Raw genomic sequence first — 19364 nt, 5'->3', positions numbered from 1 at the left:
GCCTAGATTCATTTGAAATGCAGCGCTTAGTCTTTGTTTTGGCATACCCCTTTATTTGGTTGATTTCCATAGTTCCCTTTTGGCTACTCTACCGCTTTTCGGACGTCGTTTACGTTCTCGTTTACCGCTTGATCGGTTACCGTAAAAAAGTAGTCCGTTCGAATTTACAGCTCATTTTTCCGGAGCGATCGCAAATGGAGCGACGGCAAATAGAAAAGACCTTTTTTAAACATATGTGCGATATGTTTTTGGAAATGGTAAAAACCATGAACCTCTCCAAAACGGAAATCGCAAAACGGTATCGCATCAAGAATATGGATATGATACAGCGGTTGGAAAAGGAGAAAAGTATTTTGGTGGTATGCTCCCATTACGCCAGCTGGGAATGGAACATGAGCATGAACAATTATGTAACATCCAAAGGGTATGCGGTGTACCAACGCATTACCAATCCATACTTTGATAACTGGGCACGAAAAGTAAGGGCAAAATGGAATACCACCCTTATTACCCAAAAAGAAACGGTAAAGACCATCGTACGGAACAAACAACAGGGCATTACGGGCATTTTTGGTATGGTTAGCGATCAATCGCCACAGGCACACCGTGCCCATTACTGGGCAGAATTCATGGGCATCAAGGTTCCGGTAATCAATGGTGCCGAAACCTTGGCGCGAAAACTGGGCCTTGCCGTGGTGTTTTTAAAGGTTTCCAAAACAGGCCGTGGACATTACGAAGCGGAGTTCCTTCCCATAACGGAAAACGGAAAGGAAACCGAAAAGAATGAAATTACCGATTGTTTTCTTCGCTTAGCGGAACAGCAGATAAAGGAAAATCCCGCCTATTATTTATGGACCCATAAACGATGGAAACACCGGGGCAAAACCCCTGCCGCTTTTGCTACGGAACAACAAACCAAGTCGGAACAGGCTTAAGAAACCGCTATCGCCTCTATTTCCGCAATGATTTTGTCGGCTAGTGCATGTGCCTCTTCTTGGCTCTTGGCCTCCGTATACACCCGAATGATGGGTTCGGTATTCGACTTTCGAAGATGTACCCAATTCTCTGCAAAATCGATTTTCACCCCGTCTATGGTCGACAATTGCTCGTTTTTGTAAGCAGCGGCCATTTTCTCCAAAATACTGTCCACATCCAAGTCCGGCGTCAGGGCGATTTTCTTTTTGCTCATAAAATAGGACGGATAACCGGCGCGAAGCTCCGCTACCGTACCGTCCCTCTCGGCCATCAACATTAAAAATAGGGCCGTTCCCACCAAGGAGTCCCTACCATAGTGACTTTCGGGATAGATGATGCCACCGTTTCCCTCACCACCGATAATGGCTTTTGTGGCCTTCATTTTTGCAACCACGTTTACTTCGCCTACGGCCGCCGCTTCATAAACACCCCCATGCTTTTCGGTAATGTCGCGCAGAGCACGTGACGATGATAGGTTGGAAACCGTATTTCCCGGTGTTTTTCCGAGTACGTAATCCGCACAGGCCACCAAGGTGTATTCCTCTCCGAACATTTCCCCATCATTGGCAATAAAGGCGAGCCGATCCACATCGGGGTCTACTACAATACCAAAATCGGCCTTCTCTGCAACCACTTTTTCACAAATGGCACCAAGATGCTCCTTTAAAGGTTCAGGATTATGCGGAAAATGACCGGTGGGATCGCAATACAATTTTACCACCGTTACCCCTAAGGCTTCCAATAGTTTGGGTATGGCAATACCGCCAGTTGAGTTTACGCCGTCGACCACTACCTTGAACTTTGCCGCCTTTATCACTTCGGCATCCACAAGGGAAAGCTCCAAAACCTCGTCAATATGTATATCGATATACGCGTCGTTTCGGGTAACGGTACCCAAATCGTCCACCTCGGTAAAGGAAAAATTCTCCTCTTCCGCAATTTTCAGGATCCGGGCGCCCTGTTCGGCATCCAAGAATTCCCCTTTTTCGTTCAATAACTTTAGCGCGTTCCACTGTTTGGGATTATGGCTTGCCGTTAGGATGATACCTCCGTCCGCTTTTTCGAGCGGTACCGCTATTTCAACGGTGGGCGTTGTAGACAGGTCGAGGTCGACCACATCGATACCAAGTCCCACCAGGGTAGCGACGACCAAATCTTGGATCATTTGTCCTGACAGTCGGGCATCCCTACCAATGACCACGGTAAGGGCCTCTTTTTTGCTATAGTCTTTTAACCATGTACCATATGCAGCAGCAAATTTCACCGCGTCGAGCGGGGTAAGATTGTCTCCGGGCCGACCACCGATCGTACCACGAATCCCAGAAATGGATTTAATTAATGTCATACCTGTATCAAAAAATTTTTACAAATATAAAGGGTTGTCACCAAAGGCAACGGCTTAATTCGTAAATTCGGAGGGCTCCAATAACTGGTTGAAATATGAATTTTTTAGCGCACATTTACCTTTCTTTTGATGACGATGCCATTGCTATAGGAAACTTTGTGGCCGACAGTATCCGGGGCAATAAATTCAAGCATTTGCCCAAAAGGGTGCAACAGGGCATTTTCCTTCATCGGGAAATAGACACCTTTACCGATTCACATCCCATCCCCAAAAAAAGTAGTAAACGTTTGCACAAAAACTATAGCCATTACAGCAGGATTATTGTTGACATCTATTATGATCATTTTCTTGCAAAAAATTGGGATCGTTATTCCGACATCCCCTTAGCGGATTTCGTCGAGCGCTTTTACGATTTGTTGGAAGACCGATATGATTTACTCCCCGACGGGGTAAAACGCTTTATGCCCTACATGATCGCTGACAATTGGCTTTTCAATTATTCCAATATGGAAGGGATTTCCAGAACTTTGAACGGTATGGACCGAAGAACAAAAAACAAATCCAAGATGAATTTTGCCATTGTAGACCTTGAGGAACATTATCCCGCTTTTGAAGCGGAGTTTACCGAGTTTTTTGAAGCCTTGCGGACGTTCGCAAAACAGAAATACCTAGCCTTAAAATAAGGAAACCATAGCATGCCAATTCAATCCCCGTTTAACCTAAAAACCATTACCGTCTTCTATGAAAAATTTTAAAGCCCTTGTTCCAATTATACCTTTGTTGCTCGTTTTTAACTGCAAAACTCCTCCGGCAACGCCCACTGGCCTGGTCACCGAAAATGCCATGGTCGTTTCGGCACGGGAAGAGGCTTCCCAAATTGGGGCCGCTATCTTAAAAAAAGGGGGGAACGCTTTTGACGCCATGGTAGCGACGGAAATGGCATTGGTAGTGGCCTATCCGTTCGCGGGAAACCTTGGTGGCGGCGGTTTTATGGTATACCGAAAGGCCGATGGGGACGTTGGGGCGCTCGATTATCGGGAAAAAGCCCCGAAGACCGCTTCAAAAGATATGTATTTGGACTCCCTTGGCAATGTAGTGCCCGGTATGAGCACCATTGGGGCAACGGCAGTGGGCGTTCCCGGAACGGTCGCCGGTATTATAGAAGTTCACGAAAAATTTGGCTCACTCCCCTTAAAGGATATTCTGGCACCGGTAATCGCCCTTGCCGAAAAAGGCCTAGTCGTTACCGAAAAACAGGCGGAACGTTTTGCCAACTATCGTGAGTCGATCCTTGAAGTAAATGGAGGAAACACTAGCTTTCCCATCGGCTGTACCAAAGGGGACACCCTAAGATATCCCGTATTGGCAAAAACCCTGCGCGCGATATCCGAAAAAGGACGGGACGGCTTTTACAAGGGAGAAAATGCCAAAATCCTTGCGGATTTCATTCAAGAAAGCGGGGGCTATGTCACCATGGCCGATTTGGCGGCATATGAGGCAAAATGGCGACAACCCATCATTTTTAACTACAAGGATCTGAAGATTATTTCGATGAGTCCACCAAGTAGTGGCGGAGTGACCATCAATCAAATTTTTAAAATGATCGAAGGCCACAACATAAAGGAATATGGCCATAATAGCGCCCGTGCCATACAACTTTTCACAGAAGCTTCACGAAGGGCCTATGCCGATCGGAATTATTTTTTGGGAGACCCTGATTTTGTGGATATTCCGCTGGACGTTTTACTGAGTGATGACTATTTAAAAGAACGGATGGTCGATTTCTCCTTCGAAAAAGCGACAAAATCGACGGATATCGCAAACGGAAAGGTCGATGTAAACGAAAGTATGGAGACCACACATTATTCCATTGTGGACAGTGAGGGCAATGCCGTATCGGTGACAACGACACTGAACGGCGCCTATGGGTCCAAGTTGTATTGCGACGCCCTCGGTTTTTTTCTCAACAACGAAATGGACGATTTTAGTGCAAAGCCGGGAGTTCCCAATATGTTCGGATTGATCGGAGCGGCGGCCAATAGTATTGCTCCCGAAAAACGGATGCTGAGCAGTATGACCCCTACGATAGTAGAAAAAGAAGGCGAATTGTACATGGTAGTCGGCACGCCCGGTGGCTCTACCATTATTACGGCCGTAGCCCAGACCATTCTTAATAAATATGAGTTTCATATGAGCATGCAAGCGGCGGTAAACGCTCCACGTTTTCACCACCAATGGCTACCCGACATGGTCATTTTTGAACCAGAAGGTTTTTCGGATGAAATAAAACGGCAATTATCGGAAAAAGGCTATATCTTAAACGAGGAACGTACCCCCATTATCGGTAAAGTCGATGCCATCGGTGTTTTAGAGGATGGTCGACTTGAAGGAGGAGCCGACAAAAGAGGAGACGATACCGCCGTAGGTTTTTAAACCGCGGCAAACCCATAGAAAATGAAAAAAATAGTACGAAGTGTTTTAAAGATCCTTGCCGGGATACTCGTTATCGCCGTTGTCGGTTTTGGCTTACTCTACCTCGTTTTTAACGTGCCCGTTCCCGAAGGAAAAGAAGGCGCAAAGGCCGATGATCTGGCAAAACAAATGCTTCGTGCCATTCATTTGAAACAATACCAACAGACGCGTTTTTTGGAATGGTCGTTCGCCGGTGGTGCCCACTGCTATAAATGGGACAAAACCATGGGGACCGTGGTCGTATCCTGGTCGGATTATGTGGTGCGGTTAGATTTAAACGCATCTAAAAACAATAATGTAAAACACCAAGGCGAGACCGTGAAAGGTCGCAAACGACAAAGAGCAATTCGCAAAGCGCAAGATTTTTTTAATAATGATTCCTTTTGGTTGGTGGCTCCCTATAAAGTATTCGACAAGGGTACTACAAGAAGTATCGTGCCATTGGAAGATGGTACCGAAGGCCTGCTCGTTCGCTATTCCATGGGCGGCAGCACTCCGGGAGATTGTTATTTGTGGGAGTTGAACGAGAATGGGTTTCCCGAAAGTTATCGGATGTGGGTGAGTATTATTCCCATTGGGGGAATAGAGGCCAGTTGGGACGATTGGAAAATGATGCCCAATGGGGTCTACCTACCCCAATCCCATTCCATCGGCCCCATAAACTTGGACATGGGTACCCTAAAAGCGTACAATTGAATATTTCTTATACCATTTTAACTTTGAAATGGTATTAAATTTCCGTGAGTCCGTACTCGTTAAGGACAATGCGCCATTCGGCCGTTTCCATGATTTCCAAAATACGTTGTGAAATTTGTTGCTCGAGGGCCACCTTGTCCTTGGCAAGACCAAAAGCATAAAACTGAACGTCGAACTTTATGGGCAAGATGGCCAGTGCACTCAAACTGGAATCTGTTTGGATTCGGTGCGATAAAATGGGCTCATCATAAACGAAGGCCTCTATCCTATTTTTTTTAAGCGCCAGCAGGCCTTCCCCTACACTTTGAAAACCAGTGATATCCTTAAAAAATTGAGCACGCAAAAAGGCCATGCTTCCCGTTTTTTTAACCGACCCCACCTTCCGTTCCTTGAACTCGTTAAAACTATCAGGGTTGCTGTTCAACTGATTTACCGTGAGGCTAGAGGCGATTCCTGCGGTAAGGCCCGAAATAAAAAGCAGTCCCGTGAACATCAATACCAACGCGGCAATCTTACCAAAACCGGTTCGTGGGGACTTGTCCCCATATCCTACCGTAGTTAGGGTCACGGCAGACCACCAAAGTCCATCCCAAATGCCTTTCCACCCCGAACGAAAGTGTTCGGGGTTCGCCTTTCGCTCGAACAACCACCCCACAAAGCCGAAAAGCAATATTATGGTCAACAGCAGCAACAGCCCCCTTAAAAAATTGAGGTTGAAAAATCCTTTTAAAAATTGGACAAGTTTTTCTAGAGAGGACTTCTCCGCAATGGCAATGGTGGCGTTGGAGGCATAAAAAGAATGTGTAAACTCCATTTTTTTACTTCGTTCACTGGTAATGGTGAGGGGATTGATGCTCAAATCGATAGCGCCTGCCTCCAAAGAATCCAACATTTTAGGGAATTGCATTCGCACCAACTTATACGGTAAATCCAGGTCTTTCGCCACTCGATCCCACAACAATATATTGATACCGGACAAATCGGCGCCCTGTTCCAATATGAACGGGGGCGCTGCGGTATACCCGACAATCAGGGTGTCCCGCTCCGTTGTATTGGCCGAACCTTTACAAAAGACCAGTATGAACATCAAACATAAAAAGCGTATCCCCATAACGAAAATATCAATGAAAGCAAGATACAATATTTCATGATCCCTGTTTGTATTCCGTTATAACGCCCTTCACTTGACCACAGGAGAAAACCAAAAGGAGCTGTGATTTTGATATCCCGGTAATTTGTTGCGGTTATTTGCTTTGTTATTTTTGACAAAAGCCATTTTATGACCATCACGTTATTGAAGGGGAACACCGTTACCACCGAAGACCAAAAACAGATAACCTTGTTGTATCGACAATTGAATGCCCAGATAAAACAGCTGTCCGTAAAAAAGGTATTGGAACGGGACGAGAGATCGGCTTTCGTGGTTTGCAGGATAGAAAACGTAATCGTTGGGATGGCCGTGATGGCCATTTATACGGTTATCTCCGGAAAAAAAGGAATGATAGAGGATGTGGTTGTCGATGAAAAATACCGTGGAAACGGTATTGGAAAAAAAATCATGCAAGTGTTACTATCCGAAGCAAAAAACAGAAATGTTACCGAACTGTTGCTCTTTACGGGGCACCACCGAAAACCTGCCATCAAGCTGTACGAGGGATTGGGGTTCACCTTAAAACAAAGTGGCCTGTATACTCTTAAAACGGATACCCTTTCAAACCGTTAATACCATTTCAACATTAAAGTGATGTGAGCATATCCTTCCTAAACCTTTTTTACGTGTTTGATCTGGCTCTTTAATTCGTCCATCGATTCCTGAAGCTGACGTAATAGGCCTTTGTCGGTCGTAGCGTCCAAACTGAAAGTAATCTTACTATTGACTTCCCATAGTTCCTGTATTTGAAATGGTTTTATTTCGTAAGGAGGGTAATTGGGATTCAATGAAATTAGGGTAACATTGTTTGAATTGGGTTTTCGCTCAATTTTTTTGACCAGCACGGCATCTTCCAACACCACCACATACATCTTGTTCGCACTGACATAATCGATGTGTTCGACACCACGCGCCAGGACCCAGTCTCCAGGTTTTAGGTTGGGATACATGCTATCACCCTCTACCTGAAATCCACGATAAGTGGCATTTCTAAATTCCGGTATGGGTAGATCGAAGGCGGGCAATTGTCGGTACCAACTGGTATCCTGAATGTTTTGTGGATAGCCAGCGGCCGCTTTCGCATTGACCAGTACCATATTTTCATTTTCAGAGGCATCGACGGTCACTACCTTTGGTATAACGTTGATATTGGTCGGTTGTAGGTATTTTTCCTCGCTATCACCGAAAAGCCAGAGCGGATTTACCTTGAACTGTTTTAAAAGCTCGGTAACCACTTTTCCGGAAAGTTTTGTACGCCCCCTTTCAATATCGGCCGTGGTACTGGAAATGCCCAGAACTTTTGCAAACTCCACTTGGGTGTATCCCAAATCTCGCCGTATATCGATAAAACGCTTTAATATCAGTTCATTTTCCATAAGTCTGTGTTGTTGCAACCTTTCAAATATACGAATTATGGAATATATCCAAAATTTAATTGGAATATTTCCATTATTAGGAATATTTCCATATTTTTGGATTATATACTTATCAGCATGTCCTTTGAACGTATCCGAGAGAAACTGAACATATTGGCCGATGCGGCCAAATACGATGTCTCCTGCTCTAGCAGCGGTAGCCAGCGTACCAACAAGAACAAGGGGCTCGGTAACAGTACCGGCATGGGTATTTGTCATAGCTACGCCGAAGATGGACGCTGTATTTCCCTATTGAAAATACTGCTCACCAACCATTGCATCTTTGATTGCGCTTACTGTGTTACCCGAAAGAGCAATGATGTACAGCGTGCGGCCTTTAAAATTCAAGAGGTGGTCGACCTCACGATCAATTTCTATCGACGAAACTACATCGAAGGGCTTTTTTTAAGTTCCGGAATATTCAAAAGCCCTGACTATACGATGGAACGGCTGGTAAGGGTTGCCAAAAAATTGCGATTGGAGGAAAATTTTAATGGTTATATCCACTTAAAATCCATTCCCGGTGCCAGTGATGAATTGATGCACGAAGCGGGACTGTATGCCGATAGGCTTTCCGTAAATATCGAGATCCCCACGATTTCCGGGCTTCGATTACTGGCCCCGGACAAACAACATGAGGACTTTACCAAACCCATGTTAGCGGTGAAAAATGGAATAGACCGGTACCGCTCCGAAAAAAAAGTCATTCGCAGCACACCGAGCTATGCCCCAGCAGGGCAAAGCACACAAATGATCGTTGGGGCCACAGGTGAAACCGATAAGGATATCATGTATTCAGCAACCCACTATTACAAAACCTACAAAATGAAGCGGGTGTATTATTCGGGATACGTACCCGTAGCCGAAGACAGTAGGCTTCCCAGTATTGGATCAAAAGTTCCCATGCTTCGGGAAAACAGATTGTACCAGACCGATTGGTTGCTGCGTTTTTACGGTTTTAACGTCACGGAACTACTAAACGACCAACACCCCAACTTGGATGTCGATGTCGACCCCAAACTCGGTTGGGCATTGCGGAACCTACAGCACTTCCCTGTCGATATCAATACCGCGGACAAAAGAACGTTGGCCCGTGTTCCGGGAATTGGGATGTTATCCGTAAATAAAATTATTCAGGCAAGGCGTTTTCGGCCATTGCATTGGGAACACTTGAAAAAAATAGGTATTGCCATGAACAGGGCCAAGTATTTTATCGTTTGCAACGCAAACCACTGGTACCATAAGGACATGGACGCCCTTACGCTCAAAGGCCTTATCCTTAAAACTTCGCAAGGGAAGTTTCGAAAAAATTATAGTACCCAATTACAACTATTTAATGAATAGGATTCCACTAGCTATGGCAATCCGAAACGATATGACAATGGAAACGGCAACAACTCTAGTATATGACGGAAGTTTCAACGGTTTTTTAACCACCGTATTTAAGGCGTTCGAAGAACGGTTACACATTGCGGACATCCAAAAAAACAGCATCGGCCAAAATGGGCTTTTTTCAAAAACCGAAACCGTTTTCACCCAGATGGACAAAGCCAAAAGGGTCTGGAACGGTATTCGAAATAAAAGCAATTCCGCCATCAAACGTATCTACTTCGCTTATTTGAGTGGACATAAGGGTATTGAGGTATTGCTTTACCGCTATATTCAGGGGCTGTTCCAAAAAGACGGTGGAATCTCGGGAGATTTTTCCAATGACCTATACCTAAAAATAAGTCAACTTGCCAAAAGTGTAGGGCGTGAAAAACATCGAATGGAAGCATTTGTGCGCTTTCAGTATACGCAAGATGGAATATACTTTGCCAATATTGAACCAGATTTTGATGTGCTTCCCCTAATATCGAAACACTTTAAGTCGCGCTACGCGGATCAGGAATGGATCATTTATGACATAAAACGTTCCTATGGGCTGTATTACAACCTGAAATCCGTTGAAATTATTTCACTGGACCTAAAGGAAATCCATGCGAACAGTATTCTAAAAAGCAGTGTGTTTTCGGAAACGGAATACCACTATCAGCAGCTATGGAACGACTATTTCAGGAGCACCAATATCAAATCGCGCATCAACAAAAAATTGCATGTACAACATGTTCCAAAACGTTATTGGAAATATTTAAGCGAGAAAAAAGAAGCCGTGTAATAGAATGGTCAAGAACGATCCGGGTAGGCTCCTACACTGTTGAAAAGTGACGAAACCTTATTTTGGGGCTTTGTAAGCTTTTATTTTATCAAAAAAATCTTCTAACATCTTATCCGCATCAATATCCTTATAGTAATAGATTTCCCTGCCCCCATTGTCCTTGGAAGTCATTATGATTGTCTCTGTTGCCCATTCGGGGTGTAAAAAAGCATCGATAATCGCCAGGTCCCAGATGGTCCTCACTGCTCTACCCCCATCAACATGATCGTCCCATATTTTGAGCAGAAAATCACCTAGTTTTTGCCCTTTAAGCCTTGTTTTGGTGGTATCATAATCGAATGTCATCTTGGAGGCGACATTGACAGGAATCACATGCATTTCAACCTCGGAAAAGAGAAGATGGGTAAGCGCATACTGATCCATGGCACAGTTAAAGTCGTTTCGGCCCAATACCCCTTTTTCAAAATCATAACTGCTACCCAACCAATATAGCCGTATTTTTTCGGCTATTTCAGGTTCCATAAACACGGCAGAGGCAACATTTGTAAGTGCTCCCAGGGCAATAAGGTTCAAACGTTCGCCATCCTTCATTCTGTTGGCCTGGTCGATTATCTCGTTTGCGGCGGCCGAATATTGGGCCCTGTTCCCCCAATCGTACATTCTTGCCATAGCTCCCCTATTGGTCTTTACCGACAAGCCCATAGTTCCCAAAAGCATTTGATTCAAACGATGACTGTCCTCCATCGATTTTGGGGTAGACCAATGACTGTTTTGCCATTGGGCGGCGTTCAGGGCCAAAACCGACACCGACGAATCCATTAAAATACGAGATAGGGCAAATAGATCATCTACTTCATTTGCGGTATCGGCGTCCAAAAGAACTGTGGTTTTTGATTGTGCCCAATTTTGAGTGCCAAAATGAAGCATCAAAAATAAAACCGTCAAACGTAGTAATCGTGTATTTTTCATTTTCCGTTGGTTTTGGACCGAATTTAAAAAAATAGATCGTGTTTCTACCGTAACCACATCAGAAAAAGCCGGTTTTATAGAGCAGATTTTTTTTTGTCCTTAAATACCGTTCTCCGACAATTGCCCCAACCATTGTCCATTGCTAGTAACGTCCGATGACGAACGCAGTAAAACACCTGTTTCAATTTCAGTTGTTGTAGTAAACCTAACAGTACATCAAAGGGCAAACAGCAGTCATTTATAAATATAGCTCAGCCTCCCGGTATCCCGGTATCCCTTTTTCCCTAAATACCGTCCATCTCCTTAAAAAACAGGGTACTACTTTTGGTCCTATGAATGTATAATTATGGGAAAGAACAGGGCGTATTGGTTGATCGGAGTCGTTTTAACGGCCCTTGTGGTGCTTACGTTTTACTATAAACAAGAGTTTGAACAAAACAAGGGTATTGCATCAAATGCAAAACCTGATGTCCATAGCGACAGCGTAAAAACGGTTACTCTAAAAAAACTCTTGGACAGTGTTTATTCCCATGGCGAAACACTAAAAATAAAAATCGATAAAAGTGAGCTCACCTTACAGTTGCTTGCCGATAGTTTGGTTATTCGGGAGTATCCCATAGTATTGGGCACCGACCCTGTAGCTGATAAACGAATGCAAGGCGATCGGGCAACTCCGGAAGGAGATTTTAAGGTACGTGCCTTTTACCCGCACAAATCATGGTCAAAATTTATTTGGATAGACTACCCTACCGCGGAATCCTATCGCAAGCACCGGGCCGCCAAAGCTGAAGGTACCATACCAAAAAACGCGAGTATTGGTGGGGAAATCGGAATTCATGGCGTCCCGAACAACAATAATCGATTGATAGCCGAAAAGCAACACTGGACCTGGGGCTGCATTTCAATGACCAACCCGGACGTAGAAGAACTTTTCACCATCGTTTACGAGGGAATGCCGATTACAATTGTCCCTTGAGGCATTTTATTTAGTGCTACGTTCCCCTACGAAGAAATCCCCTTGACTCTTGAAGAGAACATTAAAAGTGGTTAAACTGCCGTAAATACGGGTAATGTACTGTTGTAAGTCTACCTTTTCACTATCGTCCAACTGTTTGCTGGAATTGATTTTTTGTTCCATAACCCGTATTCGGTCGCGGACCATTACAATTTTATGAAAAAAAGTGGCGATCGGAATTTCCTTGGCCGATAAATTAACATCCCCCGGTTGCAATACCAAACTCCCGTTCTTCCACTTGTCCGCTATCGGCGTCAAAGAACTTGCATCGCTCCATTTTCTTAAAATACCGATCAACGATTGTTCCACCTCGGAAAAACTGATGGTATCGACTTCATCCGTAACCGCCTCTAAAACTTCAAAATCACTATCGATGGCAATGGTCTCCAAACCGCTATCTATAAAAGTAACCCAATAGTGTTCGGAAGTTACATTGGTTACCACCCCCTTTCCATGGTCGGCGTGCGCGATCCTTGACCCGATTCCTAATATTTGCATGTTGTTGGTTTAATTTTACCACGAAGTTATAGGCTACATTTCAATTAACAAAGTTATAAGTATGGACGGTTTAATTTTTAACGGTCAAAATTGTAACTTCGCCACTTTGCTTTGAAAGGAAGATAACTAGGCGGTTGTGTGGTGTTATCCACACGCTTTTTGCCTTTTTGGTCCGTTCCAGAAGCATTAGGAAATACCAACAGATGCAAATGATCGACTACGAAGAGAATATCGAGGTCAAGGGCGCGAGGGTCCATAATCTTAAAAACATCGATGTTACCATACCACGGGAAAAACTAGTGGTCATAACCGGATTGTCCGGAAGTGGAAAGTCTTCCCTGGCGTTCGATACCATTTATGCCGAAGGGCAACGACGCTATATCGAGACGTTTTCGGCCTATGCCCGGCAGTTTCTTGGTGGGCTCGAGCGACCGGACGTTGATAAAATAGACGGACTGTCCCCCGTAATCGCTATCGAACAAAAAACGACTTCAAAATCGCCACGGTCCACCGTAGGTACCATTACCGAGATTTATGACTTTTTAAGGCTGCTTTTTGCCCGAGCGGGAGATGCCTATAGCTATAACACCGGAGAAAAAATGGTGAGCTACAGCGACGACCAGATACGGGAACTTATCATAAGCGCTTACGACAACAAAAAAATCAATATTCTAGCACCCATCATCAAATCGCGAAAGGGCCATTATAGGGAACTCTTCGAGCAAATTGGAAAGCAAGGCTTTGTAAAGGTACGCGTAGACGGTAAAATTGTAGATATCGTCAAGGGAATGAAGGTCGATCGCTACAAAACGCATGATATTGAGATCGTAATCGATAGGCTCAAGGTTTCGGAGACCGAAGAGTTGGGAAAACGTTTGGGCGAAACCATTAATACCGCCATGTACAGTGGCAACAATGTATTGATGGTTCTAGAAGAGGGAACTACGGAACCCCGGTATTTTAGCCGAGACCTCATGTGCCCTACCACCGGCATTTCCTATCCCGCCCCGGAACCGAATACCTTTTCTTTCAACTCTCCCAAGGGAATGTGCCCCCATTGCAATGGATTGGGGCATGTGTACGAAGTGAACGAACAAAAAATATTTCCAAACAAACAGTTATCCATTAAGGCCGGGGGAATAGCGCCCCTTGGCGCCTTTAAAAAATCGTGGGCGTTCAAGCAGATCGAAACCATAGGCCAACGCTACGGTTTCAAACTTTCCGACCCTATAGATGCTATTCCGGACGAGGCCATTGAAGTGCTTTTGCGCGGCGGCCATGAGGTATTCGAAGTAGATTCGAAGACATTGGGCGTAAAACGTAACTACAAAATCGACTACGAGGGCATTTCCAATTTCATAAAAAATCAATTCGATCAGGCCGATTCCACTTCCATAAAACGCTGGGCGAAAGAATACATGGATCGCGTGGTCTGCCCCACCTGTAATGGGTCGCGACTCCGTAAGGAATCGCTCAATTTTAAAATTGGGACCAAAAACATTGCGGAATTGGCGCATCTTGATATTGTCGAGCTTGCCGATTTTTTTGACCATCTGGAAAAAAACCTATCGGGTAATCAAAAAAAGATAGCGGAAGAAATTGTAAAGGAAATTCGTACCAGGATTCGGTTCCTTTTGGATGTAGGCTTGGACTATCTTTCGCTTAACCGGAGTTCCAAATCGCTTTCTGGCGGCGAGGCACAGCGTATTCGTTTGGCCACACAAATAGGTTCGCAACTCGTGGGAGTGCTCTATATTTTGGACGAACCGAGTATCGGGCTGCACCAACGGGACAATGAACGACTGATCCGGTCGTTGGAATCGTTACGGGATATCGGAAACTCCGTAATTGTTGTCGAACATGACAGGGACATGATCGAAAGAGCCGACCATGTCATCGATATTGGGCCAAAAGCGGGGAAATATGGCGGCAAAATCATTTCCGAGGGTACCCCAAAAGAATTAAGGGACTACGAAACGCTTACCGCAGCGTATATTACCGGAACGAAACAGATCGAGGTTCCGGCAAAACGGAGAAAAGGAAACGGTAAAAAAATTACCCTTTCGGGATGTACGGGGAACAACCTAAAAAACGTGACGGTTCATTTTCCCTTAGGCCAAATGATCGGGGTGACCGGGGTATCGGGCAGCGGTAAGTCGACCTTGATCAATGAAACGCTATACCCCATAATGAACGCACATTATTTTAACGGGGTAAAAAAACCGATGCCCTATAAAAAAATAAAGGGATTGGAACATGTGGATAAGGTTATCGACATCAACCAATCGCCCATTGGCCGTACCCCAAGAAGCAATCCGGCCACCTATACCGGGGTTTTCAGTGAAATTAGGGCACTTTTCACCAAAACTCCCGAAGCGGCGATACGCGGCTATAAACCGGGAAGGTTCAGTTTTAATGTTAAGGGGGGTCGCTGTGAAACCTGCCAAGGAGGAGGCCTCCGGGTTATTGAAATGAATTTTTTACCCGATGTGTATGTGGAGTGCGAAACCTGTCATGGAAAACGGTTCAATAGGGAAACCTTGGAAATACGGTATAAGGGCAAATCCATATCGGACGTTTTGGAGATGACCATAAACGATGCGGTTGCCTTTTTTGAAAACATACCCAAAATACATCGGAAACTAAAAACCATTCAGGACGTCGGTCTCGGCTATATTTCGCTCGGGCAGCAGTCGACAACGCTTTCAGGAGGAGAGGCACAGCGAATAAAATTGGCGACCGAACTTTCCAAACGCGATACCGGCAACACTTTTTACATACTGGACGAACCTACTACAGGGCTTCATTTTGAAGATATTCGTGTTTTAATGGAAGTTTTGAACCGTTTGGTAGACAAAGGGAATACCATTTTGGTCATCGAACATAATATGGACGTGATAAAAATGGCCGATCACATTATCGATATCGGTTACGAAGGCGGCCGTGGTGGCGGTATGATCGTTGCCGAAGGATCACCGGAAAAAGTAGCGAAAGATACCAAAAGTTACACGGCAAAATTTTTAAAGAGGGAGTTGGTATAACTCCTATGAATCTGTAAAAAACAACTCAGAACAATAGCATAAAAAATGAGAAACGAAAAACATCACAAAGGATGGAACGAACTAAAAACCAATGACTCTTGGGCGATCTTCAAGATTATGGGAGAGTTTGTAAACGGTTTTGAACGCATGAGCACTATTGGCCCTTGCGTTTCAATATTCGGTTCTGCCCGAACAAAGGAGGACGCGCCCTATTATAAGTTAGCGGTAGATATTGCCAAAGGCATTTCCGAAGCAGGATATGGGGTAATTACCGGTGGTGGCCCAGGTATTATGGAAGCAGGGAACAGAGGTGCCCATCAGGCCGGCGGCACCTCGGTAGGTCTGAACATTGACCTTCCTTTCGAACAACACGACAATCCGTATATCGACGGTGATAAAAGCCTTGATTTTGATTACTTTTTTGTGCGTAAGGTAATGTTCGTGAAATATTCACAGGGCTTTGTTGTCATGCCCGGTGGTTTTGGTACGCTCGATGAACTTTTTGAAGCCATAACCTTGATCCAAACCTACAAAATAGAAAAATTTCCAATTATTTTGGTCGGTACCACCTTCTGGTCGGGACTAATGGATTGGATCAAAAATACGATGTTGACCGAGGGAAATATCAGTCCCGAAGATTTGGATTTGATCCATTTGGTGGATACCAAGGAGGAGGTTGTGGAAATCATCGACTCTTTTTACAAGGGCCATTTGTTGAGTCCGAATTTCTAATTTTAAGTTTCCCCCTTGAAAAAAAAGGCTGCTATTTCATTTTTTCTGTTGCTCTTTGCGCTGTGTTCAAACACATATATCGCATGTGCGCAGCATGAAAATTTTGTAAATGCAAGTTTGAATGGAGAGACCAAGGAGATAACCATCAATCAGGAATTTACCTATTTCAATGATTCCAAAGTACGTTTGAGCGTGCTGTATTTTAACGATTGGGCACATTCCTATTCCGATAAAAACACGGGATTGGCCAAACGTTTTGCGGATGAGTTCAACCGGAGCCTGCATTTGGCGAAAGACAGGGAAAGGGGCAAAACAAAAATTTTAAGTGCTGTCGATGCCGAATACCGTGGACTGCACTTTGAGCGGACCAAAGAGCGGGATATTATTAAAATCGACCTGAACGAACCACTGGAACCGGGAGATTCCGCAACGCTATTTATTACCTATACGGTAAAACTTCCTCCAAAAAAATACACGCCCTACGGCTATTCCAATAAAAACAGCTATTACCTAAAAGACTGGTACCTTACCCCCGCTTTTTTTGATGGAACATGGCATTTGTATTCCAATAAGGGACTTGAAGACCTGTATACCGGGATCACGAACACCACGGTTAGTTTTACCTATCCCGAAAAGCTGTTTATCGCCTCTAATTTTGGAGTACTTAGCAATTCCGCCTTTCCGAAGAACCAAAATGCCCAATTGCAAGGGAGCAATCGAAAGAGCTGTGAAATCATACTGGAACCCATCGATCGGTTCGAGACCCATGTTACCGGGCAAATGACCGTAGTTACCGATTTGGAATCCAAACGTTTTGATGACGTTTACAAAAGTATTTCCATTTTAAAAGTTTCCGAATTTATATCTGAAAATTTAGGTGTTTATCCACATGGACAGCTATTGGTCAGTGAAATCGACTACCTAAAATATCCCCTCTATGGTTTAAACCAACTGCCCCGTTTCATCAGGCCTTACGAAGAAAAGTTTCAATTTGAAATGAAATTTTTAAAAACGGCGCTACAAAACATTCTTAAGGAATCCATGTTCCTAAACCCGAGAAAGGACCAATGGCTCAATGATGCCATAACAAACTACTTGATGATCGCCTATGTAGAACAACACTATCCCGATCAGAAGTTGCTAGGAAAGTTGTCAAAAATATGGGGAGTTCGCAGTTTCAATTTGGCTAAAATGGATTTTAACGAGCAATATCCTTTTTTATATATGTTCACCGCCCGTAAAAATCAAGGGCAACCTCTGGAAACACCTCAAGATTCCCTTTTGAAATTCAACCAACGTATTGCCAATAAATATAAGGCCGGTCTTGGGCTGGCATATTTGGCAAATTATATTGGAAAGGATAAGGTGGACAACAGCATAAAAACGTTTTATCGGTTTTATAAGGAAAACCGTACCAAGCCACTGGACTTCGAATCAATTTTAAAACGGGCAACCGATACAGACATCAACTGGTTTTTTCACGAATATGTTTCCACGGACAAACAGATCGATTTTAAGATCAAGGAAATCGAGAAAACCGAAGATTCCCTTTATGTCACCCTTAAGAACAAGAAAGGGACCAACGTTCCCATTTCGTTGTTCGGGCTGCGGAACGACTCCGTTGTATCGAAATACTGGTTCCATAATATAAAAGATCAGAAGACCTTTGCCATTCCCAGAAATGGGGAGGAAAAAATGGTCTTGAATTACGATCAAAAAATTCCGGAATTCAACCAGCGTGACAATTGGAAATCGCTCAAAGGTTTTTTATCCGGAAACAAAAAACTGAAGTTCACTTTTTTTAAGGATTCTGAAAACCCTTATCTCAACCAGGTGTTTTATGTTCCCATTGTCAATTTCAATACGTACGATGGCTGGGCACCCGGATTACGGCTCTACAACAAAACATTTTTGGAACGGCCCTTTGTGTACGACGTGGCCCCCTCCTACTCCTTTAGGGAAGGAGCCTTTGTGGGTTATGGTAAATTGTCGTATCGGCAATATCTGAATAAAAGTGGGCTGTATGTAGCCAATTATGCTTTCCGCGGATCTACTTCGCATTTTGATACCAATTCCAGGTTTACCTCGTTTACCCCTTCCATGAGCCTCGGATGGCGACCTTCCGATCTTCGTTCCAATAAAAGACAGTTTTTATCGCTCCGCTATATAAATATTTTTAGAGATCTCGATAACCTTGCCGCCACGGCAAATGCACCGGAGACGCCCGACTATAGCGTATTCAATGCCAGATATATCAACGTCGACAACAACATCATCGACTACAAGTCTTGGGTGCTGGATTTCCAACAGGCCGATCGGTTCACCAAACTTTCCCTAGAAGCGGAATACCGAAAACTCTTCGAAAACAATACACAGTTCAACATTCGTTTTTACGCCGGAAAGTTTTTATGGAACAATATCGACCCCAGTATCGATTTCTTCGATTTTGCATTGGACAGGCCCAAAGATTATCTTTTTGACTATAATTACCTTGGCCGATCCGAGGAAACGGGTATCTATAGCCAACAGATCATTATCGCAGAGGGTGGATTCAAGTCCATTTTAGACGAAGAATACCGGTTTTCGAACGATTGGATCACCACTATGAACACCAGTGTGAACCTTTGGAAATGGGTGGAGTTTTATGGCGATTTGGGTTATGTTAAAAACAGGGGCACTGCAGGTAAATTTGTATATGATTCCGGCATACGGGCCAATTTGGTTACCGATTTTTTTGAACTGTACTTTCCTCTGTATTCCAATAATGGTTGGGAAGTTGGCCAACCGAACTACGGTGAGAAAATACGGTTCATTGTTACCGTAAGCCCAAAAACGTTGATCGGACTCTTCACCAGAAAGTGGTTCTGATCCTCGTGAATATGGGTAAGGAGGCCCCAT

The 19364-nt window shown here is 44.2% G+C and carries 16 protein-coding genes; 11 read left to right on the top strand and 5 right to left on the bottom strand.

Annotation, left to right across the window (positions count from 1 at the left end; all coding sequences use genetic code 11):
- The first annotated feature begins 17 nt into the window (after positions 1–17).
- Complete coding sequence (locus tag ACRD7P_RS12730) at positions 18–935, top strand: lysophospholipid acyltransferase family protein (RefSeq protein ID WP_430908004.1); 918 nt, start codon at positions 18–20, stop codon at positions 933–935.
- Here the strand turns inward: ACRD7P_RS12730 and glmM are convergent.
- The gene (gene glmM, locus ACRD7P_RS12725; RefSeq protein WP_430908003.1) at positions 932–2320 is read right to left on the bottom strand and encodes a phosphoglucosamine mutase; all 1389 of its coding nucleotides are present in this window, start codon (positions 2318–2320) and stop codon (positions 932–934) included. The genes ACRD7P_RS12730 and glmM overlap by 4 nt on opposite strands.
- A gap of 95 nt (positions 2321–2415) precedes the next feature.
- Between glmM and ACRD7P_RS12720 the strand changes: the two genes are divergently transcribed.
- The 3 genes from ACRD7P_RS12720 to ACRD7P_RS12710 are packed head-to-tail and all read left to right on the top strand — an operon-like array spanning position 2416 to position 5488.
- On the top strand, positions 2416–3003 hold the full coding sequence (locus tag ACRD7P_RS12720; protein WP_430908002.1) for an ACP phosphodiesterase: 588 nt from the start codon (positions 2416–2418) through the stop codon (positions 3001–3003).
- A gap of 58 nt (positions 3004–3061) precedes the next feature.
- Complete coding sequence (ggt, locus tag ACRD7P_RS12715; protein ID WP_430908001.1) at positions 3062–4753, top strand: gamma-glutamyltransferase; 1692 nt, start codon at positions 3062–3064, stop codon at positions 4751–4753.
- A 21-nt stretch (positions 4754–4774) separates the two neighbouring features.
- Positions 4775–5488 carry a hypothetical protein gene (locus ACRD7P_RS12710; protein WP_430908000.1) on the top strand — a complete coding sequence of 238 codons (714 nt, stop codon included), beginning with the start codon at positions 4775–4777 and terminating at the stop codon, positions 5486–5488.
- A gap of 34 nt (positions 5489–5522) precedes the next feature.
- Here ACRD7P_RS12710 and ACRD7P_RS12705 read toward each other — a convergent pair whose 3' ends face one another.
- On the bottom strand, positions 5523–6575 hold the full coding sequence (locus tag ACRD7P_RS12705; RefSeq protein WP_430908058.1) for a transporter substrate-binding domain-containing protein: 1053 nt from the start codon (positions 6573–6575) through the stop codon (positions 5523–5525).
- A gap of 192 nt (positions 6576–6767) precedes the next feature.
- Here ACRD7P_RS12705 and ACRD7P_RS12700 point away from each other — a divergent pair, with 192 nt between their 5' ends.
- Positions 6768–7211, top strand: a complete 444-nt coding sequence (locus tag ACRD7P_RS12700; RefSeq protein ID WP_430907999.1) for a GNAT family N-acetyltransferase — start codon at positions 6768–6770, stop codon at positions 7209–7211.
- 38 nt (positions 7212–7249) lie between these two features.
- Here ACRD7P_RS12700 and ACRD7P_RS12695 read toward each other — a convergent pair whose 3' ends face one another.
- Positions 7250–8014: an XRE family transcriptional regulator gene (locus ACRD7P_RS12695; protein ID WP_430907998.1), complete on the bottom strand. Its 765-nt coding sequence runs from the start codon at positions 8012–8014 to the stop codon at positions 7250–7252.
- A gap of 117 nt (positions 8015–8131) precedes the next feature.
- On the opposite strand from ACRD7P_RS12695, the gene ACRD7P_RS12690 reads away from it, so the two are divergent.
- Both ACRD7P_RS12690 and ACRD7P_RS12685 read left to right on the top strand, forming a co-directional pair.
- A complete protein-coding gene (locus tag ACRD7P_RS12690; RefSeq protein WP_430908057.1) occupies positions 8132–9397 on the top strand; it encodes a putative DNA modification/repair radical SAM protein in 1266 nt (421 codons plus the stop codon).
- On the top strand, positions 9390–10211 hold the full coding sequence (locus ACRD7P_RS12685; RefSeq protein ID WP_430907997.1) for a TIGR03915 family putative DNA repair protein: 822 nt from the start codon (positions 9390–9392) through the stop codon (positions 10209–10211). The genes ACRD7P_RS12690 and ACRD7P_RS12685 overlap by 8 nt, the downstream gene beginning before the upstream one ends.
- A gap of 57 nt (positions 10212–10268) precedes the next feature.
- Here the strand turns inward: ACRD7P_RS12685 and ACRD7P_RS12680 are convergent, their stop codons facing one another.
- Positions 10269–11180, bottom strand: a complete 912-nt coding sequence (locus tag ACRD7P_RS12680; RefSeq protein WP_430907996.1) for a nucleoside hydrolase — start codon at positions 11178–11180, stop codon at positions 10269–10271.
- Positions 11181–11526: 346 nt separating this feature from the next.
- On the opposite strand from ACRD7P_RS12680, the gene ACRD7P_RS12675 reads away from it, so the two are divergent.
- Positions 11527–12156, top strand: coding sequence for a L,D-transpeptidase family protein (locus ACRD7P_RS12675; protein WP_430907995.1), 630 nt, complete (start codon positions 11527–11529; stop codon positions 12154–12156).
- 6 nt (positions 12157–12162) lie between these two features.
- Here the strand turns inward: ACRD7P_RS12675 and ACRD7P_RS12670 are convergent, their stop codons facing one another.
- Positions 12163–12693 carry a hypothetical protein gene (locus ACRD7P_RS12670; RefSeq protein WP_430907994.1) on the bottom strand — a complete coding sequence of 177 codons (531 nt, stop codon included), beginning with the start codon at positions 12691–12693 and terminating at the stop codon, positions 12163–12165.
- A gap of 209 nt (positions 12694–12902) precedes the next feature.
- Here ACRD7P_RS12670 and uvrA point away from each other — a divergent pair, with 209 nt between their 5' ends.
- The 3 genes from uvrA (at position 12903) to ACRD7P_RS12655 (ending at position 19334) form a co-directional block, all read left to right on the top strand.
- Positions 12903–15734: an excinuclease ABC subunit UvrA gene (gene uvrA, locus ACRD7P_RS12665; RefSeq protein WP_430908056.1), complete on the top strand. Its 2832-nt coding sequence runs from the start codon at positions 12903–12905 to the stop codon at positions 15732–15734.
- Positions 15735–15779: 45 nt separating this feature from the next.
- A complete protein-coding gene (locus ACRD7P_RS12660) occupies positions 15780–16466 on the top strand; it encodes a TIGR00730 family Rossman fold protein (protein ID WP_430907993.1) in 687 nt (228 codons plus the stop codon).
- A gap of 117 nt (positions 16467–16583) precedes the next feature.
- The gene (locus tag ACRD7P_RS12655; RefSeq protein ID WP_430907992.1) at positions 16584–19334 is read left to right on the top strand and encodes a metalloprotease; all 2751 of its coding nucleotides are present in this window, start codon (positions 16584–16586) and stop codon (positions 19332–19334) included.
- Positions 19335–19364 lie beyond the last annotated feature (30 nt).

Origin of the sequence: Maribacter sp. 2-571 (genome assembly GCF_050589625.1) — a bacterium.
Taxonomy (GTDB): Bacteria; Bacteroidota; Bacteroidia; order Flavobacteriales; family Flavobacteriaceae; genus Pelagihabitans.
The sequence above is the reverse complement of the archived record's forward strand: the minus strand, read 5'-3'. Positions and strand labels throughout refer to the sequence as shown.

Excerpts from the sequence above, each read along its gene's own strand:
- ACRD7P_RS12695 (WP_430907998.1), bottom strand. The coding sequence starts at position 8,014 with ATGGAAAATGAACTGATATTAAAGCGTTTTATCGATATACGGCGAGAT.
- ACRD7P_RS12660 (WP_430907993.1), top strand. The coding sequence starts at position 15,780 with ATGAGAAACGAAAAACATCACAAAGGATGGAACGAACTAAAAACCAAT.
- ACRD7P_RS12710 (WP_430908000.1), top strand. The coding sequence starts at position 4,775 with ATGAAAAAAATAGTACGAAGTGTTTTAAAGATCCTTGCCGGGATACTC.
- ACRD7P_RS12705 (WP_430908058.1), bottom strand. The coding sequence starts at position 6,575 with ATGTTCATACTGGTCTTTTGTAAAGGTTCGGCCAATACAACGGAGCGG.
- ACRD7P_RS12730 (WP_430908004.1), top strand. The coding sequence starts at position 18 with ATGCAGCGCTTAGTCTTTGTTTTGGCATACCCCTTTATTTGGTTGATT.
- ACRD7P_RS12690 (WP_430908057.1), top strand. The coding sequence starts at position 8,132 with ATGTCCTTTGAACGTATCCGAGAGAAACTGAACATATTGGCCGATGCG.
- ACRD7P_RS12685 (WP_430907997.1), top strand. The coding sequence starts at position 9,390 with ATGAATAGGATTCCACTAGCTATGGCAATCCGAAACGATATGACAATG.
- ACRD7P_RS12675 (WP_430907995.1), top strand. The coding sequence starts at position 11,527 with ATGGGAAAGAACAGGGCGTATTGGTTGATCGGAGTCGTTTTAACGGCC.
- ACRD7P_RS12700 (WP_430907999.1), top strand. The coding sequence starts at position 6,768 with ATGACCATCACGTTATTGAAGGGGAACACCGTTACCACCGAAGACCAA.
- uvrA (WP_430908056.1), top strand. The coding sequence starts at position 12,903 with ATGATCGACTACGAAGAGAATATCGAGGTCAAGGGCGCGAGGGTCCAT.
- ACRD7P_RS12670 (WP_430907994.1), bottom strand. The coding sequence starts at position 12,693 with ATGCAAATATTAGGAATCGGGTCAAGGATCGCGCACGCCGACCATGGA.
- ggt (WP_430908001.1), top strand. The coding sequence starts at position 3,062 with ATGAAAAATTTTAAAGCCCTTGTTCCAATTATACCTTTGTTGCTCGTT.
- glmM (WP_430908003.1), bottom strand. The coding sequence starts at position 2,320 with ATGACATTAATTAAATCCATTTCTGGGATTCGTGGTACGATCGGTGGT.
- ACRD7P_RS12680 (WP_430907996.1), bottom strand. The coding sequence starts at position 11,180 with ATGAAAAATACACGATTACTACGTTTGACGGTTTTATTTTTGATGCTT.
- ACRD7P_RS12720 (WP_430908002.1), top strand. The coding sequence starts at position 2,416 with ATGAATTTTTTAGCGCACATTTACCTTTCTTTTGATGACGATGCCATT.